The 8,235-nt window shown below is 66.1% G+C and carries 9 protein-coding genes; 3 read left to right on the plus strand and 6 right to left on the minus strand.

Annotated features, from left to right (window positions below; translation table 11 throughout):
• The 3 genes from AC1D1S_RS16960 to truB all read right to left on the minus strand — a co-directional run.
• On the minus strand, positions 1-433 hold a 433-nt coding region (locus AC1D1S_RS16960; protein WP_476994991.1), incomplete at its 3' end, for a hypothetical protein.
• Between the two features lies 1 nt (position 434).
• Complete coding sequence (locus tag AC1D1S_RS16965; RefSeq protein ID WP_028278244.1) at positions 435-788, minus strand: hypothetical protein; 354 nt, start codon at positions 786-788, stop codon at positions 435-437.
• Positions 788-1,786, minus strand: coding sequence for a tRNA pseudouridine(55) synthase TruB (gene truB / locus AC1D1S_RS16970; protein ID WP_243181743.1), 999 nt, complete (start codon positions 1,784-1,786; stop codon positions 788-790). Before truB ends, AC1D1S_RS16965 begins: the two co-directional genes overlap by 1 nt.
• Before the next feature lie 84 nt (positions 1,787-1,870).
• Between truB and AC1D1S_RS16975 the strand changes: the two genes are divergently transcribed.
• Together AC1D1S_RS16975 and AC1D1S_RS16980 are read left to right on the plus strand one after the other, a co-directional pair.
• Complete coding sequence (locus AC1D1S_RS16975) at positions 1,871-3,082, plus strand: pyridoxal phosphate-dependent aminotransferase (protein ID WP_243181742.1); 1,212 nt, start codon at positions 1,871-1,873, stop codon at positions 3,080-3,082.
• Between the two features lie 87 nt (positions 3,083-3,169).
• Positions 3,170-3,379, plus strand: a complete 210-nt coding sequence (locus AC1D1S_RS16980; protein WP_028278246.1) for a hypothetical protein — start codon at positions 3,170-3,172, stop codon at positions 3,377-3,379.
• On the opposite strand, the gene trxA is transcribed toward AC1D1S_RS16980, so the two are convergent.
• Positions 3,376-3,804 (minus strand): thioredoxin, encoded by a 429-nt coding sequence (gene trxA, locus AC1D1S_RS16985; protein ID WP_476994993.1) that lies wholly within the window; start codon positions 3,802-3,804, stop codon positions 3,376-3,378. The two genes, AC1D1S_RS16980 and trxA, sit on opposite strands and share 4 nt — an antisense overlap.
• Before the next feature lie 273 nt (positions 3,805-4,077).
• Between trxA and AC1D1S_RS16990 the strand changes: the two genes are divergently transcribed.
• A complete protein-coding gene (locus tag AC1D1S_RS16990; RefSeq protein WP_243181740.1) occupies positions 4,078-5,205 on the plus strand; it encodes a ScyD/ScyE family protein in 1,128 nt (375 codons plus the stop codon).
• 70 nt (positions 5,206-5,275) lie between these two features.
• Here the strand turns inward: AC1D1S_RS16990 and rbfA are convergent, their stop codons facing one another.
• Both rbfA and infB read right to left on the minus strand, forming a co-directional pair.
• Positions 5,276-5,785, minus strand: coding sequence for a 30S ribosome-binding factor RbfA (rbfA, locus tag AC1D1S_RS16995; RefSeq protein WP_018774499.1), 510 nt, complete (start codon positions 5,783-5,785; stop codon positions 5,276-5,278).
• A gap of 254 nt (positions 5,786-6,039) precedes the next feature.
• On the minus strand, positions 6,040-8,235 hold a 2,196-nt coding region (gene infB / locus AC1D1S_RS17000; protein ID WP_476994992.1), incomplete at its 5' end, for a translation initiation factor IF-2.

Below are 8,235 nucleotides of genomic sequence, written 5' to 3' on the forward strand. Positions count from 1 at the left end.
CGCTGAGTGCTCCCACCACCAGGACGCCCACAAGCTCCACCAGGACTGCCGCCACCGAGACCTTGAACGCGGTGCGCCCCGGCTTCGCCAGCGACACGGTGGCCACGACGTAGACGGCGGCGGCGAACGCGGACAGCATGTACGCCAGCGGCGCCTCAGAAAACTTCGTGAGAATCTGGTAGCCGGCCCGGGCCGTCGCCGAAATCGCGAAGACGGCATAGACAGCAATCAGCAGCCGTCCCGGCCCGGTGTTGCGGGTATCGGTCGTTGCCGGCGCAGTTTCAGTCGCCCCAGTGCCCGGCGCCGCGGTTTCCGCCGGCGCAGTGTCGGCGGATCCAGCGTCCGCCGGCCCAGGGGTCCGGGACGCCGGCGCCGCCGGGTTTCCGGTGCCGTCGTGCGGGGAGTTTGCGCTCACGTTTTCTGCCTCTTCCATCTCAATACCAGATCTGGTTCATGCGCGCCGCCATCACCAGGGCGGTGACGCCGACGGCGGCCAGGACAAAGTTGCTCCAGCGGGTCCGCTCCAGGATGGACCAGTAAACGGCCCCGATCGGAAGGATCAGCGCCGTGGCCAGATAGCCCCAGAACTCCCAGGACTCTCCCGCGATCCGCTCGCCGCTGGCCACCCGGACAATCGAACCCCCCAGATAGACCAGGAGGGCAAGTTCGACGGCGGCCACCGACAGTATCGTCGTGTCGTTGGGCGCCTTTTTCAGGAGGCCCGCGACGACGCAGATGATGCTGGAGAGCAGGCCAACCACCAGAATGATGTAGAAATACGCGTCCACTACTGGCCGGCCAGCTTTTCGGTGGGCTGCTTATCTGTTGGCCGCTTTTCTGTAGTCGGCTTGCCGTTGCCGGGCTTTTCGTTGCCCGGCTTTTCATTATCCGGCGCGAAGACGAGCACAGGTTTGGCGTAGCTTCCCGCATCGGCCAGGAGGGCCACGAGCGAACCATCTGGCGCGAACGCCGCTGCCGGTTTGTCCGCGGTCGCTGCCTCGGGCGTGCCTGCGGTTGCTCCGGCTCCGATTCTGCGGCCGAAGGAAATCTCGGTGGTTTCCGCCTCGCTGAGTTCACGGTTCGGCATGAGTGCCCGTGCGGCGTCCGAGATTTCCAGGACGTCCAGCGTCTCGGCCAATTGTTCGAGGGTGTGCGCCTGATCAAGGGTGTATGGACCCACTTGAGTCCTCCGCAGTGCAGTCAGGTGGCCGCCGACGCCGAGAGCATCGCCGAGGTCGCGGGCCAGGGCACGGATGTAGGTACCGGAGGAGCACTCCACGGTGACGTCGACGTCGAGGGCCTCGCCGTCGTGGACGGGACGGGTCTCGTGGATCTCAAAGCGGTGGATCGTTACAGGCCGGGCTGCGAGCTTGACCTCTTCACCGGACCGGACCCGGGCGTAGGCGCGTTCGCCGTTGACCTTGATGGCACTGACGCTGCTGGGAACCTGCTCGATTTCCCCGGTCAGTGCCGCGACGCCGGCGCGGACGGCGTCTTCGGTGACCCCGGCGGCGCTGCGGGTGGCGGTGACCTCGCCTTCGGCATCGTCTGTCACGGTGGATTCACCGAGCCTGATGGTGGCCGTGTAGGTCTTGGACGTGCCCACGATGTAGGTCAGCAGCCGGGTGGCCTTGTTGATGCCCACCACCAGAACGCCGGTGGCCATCGGATCCAGTGTCCCGGCGTGGCCAACCTTTCGGGTACCGGCAATCCGCCGCATCCGTCCAACCACATCGTGGCTGGTCCAACCTTGCGGTTTGTCTACTATCACCAGTCCAGAAAGCACGCCTCCCAGTATATGCGGGCAAGCCCTGCCCCGACGCCCACCGTCCCGCCGCCACCGCGGACGCCGGGCGTTAGGATGGCAGACATGCCCGAGCTTGCCGCACATGTCCGCGACGTCCCGATCAACCAGATCCGCGAGATCACCGAAGCCGCCTGGGGAACGCCCGGTGCGATCGTGCTGAGTATCGGGGAGCCGGGCTTCGCAGTCCCCCGCCATGTCCTCGAGGCCGGCATGGCCTGCCTCGACCGGGACGAGACCAACTACACACCGAACGCCGGAATCCCCGCGCTGCGGGAGGCCTTCGCCGCCCGCTTCCGTGAACACAATGCGACGCCGGTCGGCGCGGAGCGCGTCTACGTGGTCGACGGCGCCCAGCAGGGCCTGCATTTCGCCATGAGCCTGTTGCTCTCCCCCGGGGATGAGATCCTCATCCCAAATCCCGGCTACCCCACCTTCGCGATGACGTCCAGCCTGCTGCACGCCGTTCCGGTCCGCTACCCGCTGTACCCGGAGCACGATTTCCAGCCGCGGATCGAGGACATCGAGGCGCTCATCACGCCCCGCACCAAGGTCCTGATCCTGAATTCCCCGTCCAACCCGCTCGGTGCTGTCCTGGGCGAGGATCTGACCCGCCGGCTCGTGGAGCTGGCGAGGCGGCACGATCTGTGGGTCATCTCGGACGAATGCTACGAGGCGTTCACCTACGATGTCCCGCACATCAGCCCGGCCCGCTTCGACAGCGACGCCCCAGGCGAAGCACGCGTTTTCACCTCGCTCACGCTCTCCAAAACCTACGGGCTGACGGGACTGCGGATCGGTGCGCTGATCTGCCCGCCGGGGCTGGAACAGAAGATGAACAACGTCATGGAGTCGATCGTGTCGTGCGTGGCCTCGCCGTCGCAGTACGCCGCGCTGGCAGCGCTGACCGGTCCGCAGGACTACGTCAGCCACGCCCATGCCCACTACCGGGCCAACCGCGACGCGGCCTCGGCGGTGCTGCGCGCCCGCGGCATCCGCTACCTCGCGGCCCAAGGCGCGTTCTATTTGTGGGCGGACGTCTCGCATGCCAGTGGCGGGGATGTCCGGTCATGGACGCGCCGCTTCCTGGCGGACTCCGGGGTGGCCTTCGCCCCCGGCACGGCGTTCGGCTCGATCGGCGAGGGCTGGATCCGGATCGCGCTCTGCGGCAGTCAAGCCGATCTGGTGGAGGGCCTCGGGCGCATCCCTGCGCGCGAGCCTGCGGGCACCGACGGGTCAACCGGCCCTATCGCCGGCGAAGCTGGCGCCCTAGCCTGAGCTCACGGCGATTCCAGGCCTGCCCGGTGTACTGGCTGCGGGCTGGCCCGACAGGGCGCCGCCGATTTCCGGCCGAGGGAGTACATCGTGTGGTGGCAAGACCTGTTGTGGGGTTTCTGGAATGGGCTGACGGCATGGATCGTCCTGATCGCCCATGTCTTCGGCTTCTGGAGTGAATTCCCGTTCTACAACTCCGCCCGTGCGGGAAACTGGTACGACTTCGGCTATCTCCTGGGCATGGGATCTCCCGTGCTGGGCGGCGGCCTGGGAGCCCGAGGACGCTCAAGACGCCGCTAGGCGGACAGCGCGGCGTCGAGCCAACTGCGGAGGGCCGCGGCTTGCGGCGCTCCAGCCTGGCGGGCCGCCACTGCCCCGTTCTTGATGACAAGCAACGTTGGAATGGCCTGGATATCGAACCGGCGGGACAGCCCCGGGGAGGTGTCGACGTCGACCTTCACGAGCTTGACCTTACCGGCCCGCTCCACCGCCAACTTGTCCAGCACCGGGCTGACCATCCGGCACGGCCCGCACCAGGCCGCCCAGAAATCGACGAGAACCGGAACCGAAGACTGCTCCGCCACAACCGGAAAATCTGCGTCACCCGCCGCCACTATCCACGGAAGATCCTGGCCACAATTGCCGCAGCGCGGGTGCCCGGCAGCCGCCGCGGGAATCCGGTTGGTCTTCCCGCAGTGCGGGCACTTGGTCAGGCTGGATTCCAYGGCACGCCGGTGCCTTCCCGCATACACGCACTCATGGGTCCATGGGACTCGCCTGCACTTGGACGGGCATAGAGTCGAAGGTCACCGACGCCGAGGACAGGAGACAAGCCAGGAGAAATGAGCGTCCGCGGGAACTGTCGACTTCGCCGGCCCGCTGGAATACAATCCGCTTGGGAAGCAGGCGTGGGTTTCCGGCTGTGCTTCCCCGATCTTCATCGGTCTCGAACTGTGGATACTTCATCACGGCCACGGGAGCACACCATGAGAAAACTAATGACATTTCCATCCGCGGCTGCTATCGCCGCGGTGTTCCTTTCCACCCTCACGGCTGCGGCCGCCACCCCGAACGGACAGCCACCGGCCACTCTGGCGGGCGGACTGGTGGCCCCGCTTCATGTCAGCGCCGGCCATGACAAAACCGTCACGGTCAGCGAAGAATTCGCGGGCCGGCTGACCCGGATCGACGCTCACGGTACCAAGAGCGTCCTCTACTCGAATCCTGCTTGGGACGTCGCCGGAAATGCCCAGCGCGGATCGACAACCTACTTCCTCGAGAGCCAGGGCGCTGGGCCCGAGGACCAACGTCCGCTCGCCGGTCATGTTCACACCATCGATGGCGACGGTCGGCAACGCACCTACGGCGACTTCGCCGCACTGGAAGCTGGGCATAACGCCGACGGAGAAGTCCACTACGGCTTCCGCAACCTGCCGAACGGGTGCGCAGCGCTGCTGCCGCCCGAGATGCCGGCGGCCTACAACGGTGAAGTGGATTCCCATCCATACGGGATTACCGTCTCCGGCCACACCCTCTATGTGGCGGATGCGGGCGCAAACAGCGTGGTGTCCGTTGATATAGAGAGCGGGAAGACACGGACCGTCGCTGTACTGCCGCCTCGGCCGTTCACGATTACGGCCGAAGCCGCAGCCGCCAACCACCTGCCGGCCTGCGTGGTCGGGCGGAGCTACGACTTCGAGCCGGTACCCACCGATGTTGGGGTTGGGCCGGACGGCTGGCTCTACGTCACGTCGTTGCCGGGAGGACCCGAGGACCCGTCCTTTGGGGCCAGGGGCGCCGTCTTCAAGGTGGATCCGGACAACGGTCACGTGAAGGTGTTCGCGGACAAGATCCTGTCCCCCACCGGCTTGGCGGTCGATAACGACGGCGACGTGTTCGTCGCGTCCCTGTTTGGTATGGGAGTCCTCAAGATCGACGGGGACTCCGGCCGGCAGAGCACGCTGTTGAGCGCTGGGCTCACGGCCGACGTCGCCCTTCAAGGTTCCACGCTGTACGCCACCGTCAACGCCCTTCCGCCTGAGGGCCCCTCGACAACACCCCCCAACGGCCAAGTCGCGGTCCTGAGCCTCAAGCACGCATCGCAAAATAGCGCCTCTGGCACCTAGCAGCACCAAGACCCGGAACAGCAGGGGCCGGATCCGTTACCGGTTCCGGCCCCTGCTGTGGAAGGCATTCCTACTTGTTGCGGTCCTCATCGATTGCGTCRTTGTCAATGAGGTCCAAGTCCTCTTCGTCAAAGTCGTCCTCGTCGAGCTCCACGTCCTGCGGAGTGTCACTCTTGTAAGGATCGGCGTCGCCGGCGTGCTTTGCACTTTCGGCAAGCGCGGCCACCTCGGCGTCCCGCTTCTTCGCCGCCCGGAGCAGCTCCTCAAGGTTCGAGGCGTTGACAGGGATCTGGTCAGCCACGAACTCGAGCGTCGGAGTCAGCCGCACGGTGATGTTCCGCCCGACTTCCTGCCGCAGCACGCCCTTGGCCTTCTCAAGCCCCTTGGCGGCATCGGCCTGGGCCACCTCGTCACCGAACACGGTGTAGTAAACAGTTGCGTGCTGCAGGTCGTTGGTCACCCGAGAGTCAGTCACGGTGACGCCTTCCAGGCGGGGATCCTTCACCCTCCGGCCCAGCGCCTCAGCAACGACAACCTTAATCCGCTGCGCCAACTTGGCGGCCCGTGCGGGATCAGCCATTTCCACTCCTAAAAATTTGGATGTACGACGGCGCTGTAACGGCTGCCGTACACCAGTTGGGTTTTCATGCCACGCGCCTAAGGCGAGTCTACGACGGACTCCCGTTGGATTCTTCCGGCGGCCCTTTGGAGCCGTGGAGGGGGCCCGGGAGTGGCATCGGGCCACCCAGCGTAGGGGCGGGGCCCCCTCTACGGCGGAAAAGTGCAGGGCCGCCGGAAAATCCAACGGCCCCGCACCTGTACTGCTAAACCAACCTAGACGCGCGGCTTCTCGCGCATCTCGAAGGTCTCGATGATGTCACCTTCGGTGATGTCGTTGAACGAGCCAAGACCGATACCACACTCGAAGTCCGTGCGGACCTCGGTAGCGTCGTCCTTGAAGCGCTTGAGCGTCTCAACGGTGAGGTTGTCACCGATGATCTTGCCGTCGCGGCTGATGCGGGCCTTGGCGTTGCGCCGGATAACACCGGAGCGGACGATCGAGCCTGCAATGTTGCCGAACTTGGAGGAACGGAACACTTCGCGGACCTCGGCGGTGCCAAGCTGGACCTCTTCGTACTCCGGCTTGAGCATGCCCTTGAGGGCTGCCTCAATGTCATCGATTGCTGCGTAGATGACGGAGTAGAAGCGCATGTCCACGCCTTCGCGGTCTGCCAGTTCGGCAACACGCTCGGCGGGCTTGACGTTGAAGCCGATGATGACGGCGCTGTCGACCGTTGCCAGGTTGACGTCGTTCTGCGTGATCGCACCGACACCGCGGTGGATGACGCGGAGCTGGACACCCTCGCCGACGTCGATCTTGAGCAGCGCGTCTTCGAGGGCTTCCACGGCACCGGACACGTCACCCTTGAGGATGAGGTTGAGGGTGTCGATCTTGCCATCGGCGACGGCCTGGTCGAAGTCTTCCAGGCTGATGCGCTTGCGGCGCTTGGCCAGGGCGGCGTTGCGGTCGGCGGCTTCACGCTTCTCGGCGATCTGGCGGGCGGTACGCTCGTCAGCGGTCACGAAGAAGGTGTCACCGGCGCGCGGGACGTTGGACAGACCCAGCACCTGCACGGGGCGGGACGGGCCGGCCTCGGTCAGGGCGCTGCCGTCGTCGTCGAACATCGCACGGACGCGGCCGTGGGCCGTGCCTGCCACGATGGTGTCGCCGACGTGCAGGGTACCGGACTGAACCAGGACGGTGGCCACGGAACCGCGGCCCTTATCCAGGTTGGCTTCAATCGCGATACCGCGGGCGTCCTTGTTCGGGTTGGCGCGCATGTCCAGGGCAGCGTCTGCGGTGAGCAGAACGGCGCCGAGGAGCTCGTCGATGTTCAGGTTCTGGCGGGCAGAGACCTCCACGAACATGGTGTCGCCACCGTATTCTTCCGGAACCAGGCCGTACTCGGTCAGCTGGCCGCGGACCTTGTCCGGGTTGGCGCCTTCCTTGTCGATCTTGTTCACGGCCACGACGATCGGCACGTTGGCCGCCTGGGCGTGGTTGAGGGCCTCAACGGTCTGCGGCATGACGCCGTCGTCCGCTGCGACCACCAGGATGGCGATGTCGGTAACCTTCGCACCACGGGCACGCATGGCGGTGAACGCCTCGTGGCCCGGAGTATCGATGAAGGTGATCTTGCGATCGATGCCTTCGTGGGCGTGGGTGACCTGGTAGGCACCGATGTGCTGCGTGATACCGCCGTGCTCGCCCGCCATAACGTCGGACTTGCGGATGGCATCGAGCAGTCGGGTCTTACCGTGGTCAACGTGACCCATGACGGTGACAACCGGAGGACGTGCCTCGAGGTCTTCATCGCCTTCGGCTTCCAGTTCGGCGTCGAAGTCGATGTCGAAGGTGGAGAGCAGCTCGCGCTCCTCGTCCTCCGGGGACACAACCTGGAGCTTGTAACCAAGCTCCTCGCCGAGCAGGGCGAAGGTCTCTTCATCCAGCGACTGCGTGGCCGTGGCCATTTCGCCGAGGTGGAAGAGGACCGTCACCAGTGCTGCCGGGTTTGCCTCGATCTTGTCGGCAAAGTCCGTGATGGACGAGCCACGGCGAAGCCGGACTACGGTGTTGCCGTCGCCGCGGGGTACGCTCACGCCACCCAGCGACGGAGCACTCATCTGCTCCAGTTCCTGACGCTTGGCACGCTTCGACTTGCGCTGCTTGCCACGGCCTGCGCCGCCCTTACCGAAGGCACCCTGGGTGCCGCCGCGACCGCGACCGCCCTTACCAAAGCCACCACCGGCCGGAGCGCCGCCACCGGCACCGGGAGCACCGGTACCCGGAGCGCCACCCGGACGGCCCGGACCACGGCCTCCGCCGCCGGGACGGCCGGCACCAGCGGGTGCGGGACGTTCGGTGCGGTTAGGCATCATGCCGGGAGTCGGGCGGTTGCCGCCGGCTCCTGCCGGACGACCGGCGCCGGGAGCGCCGGCCGGACGCGGGGCGCCGGGGCGGGGGCCGCC

The organism is Arthrobacter sp. P1_A5 (assembly GCF_056406825.1).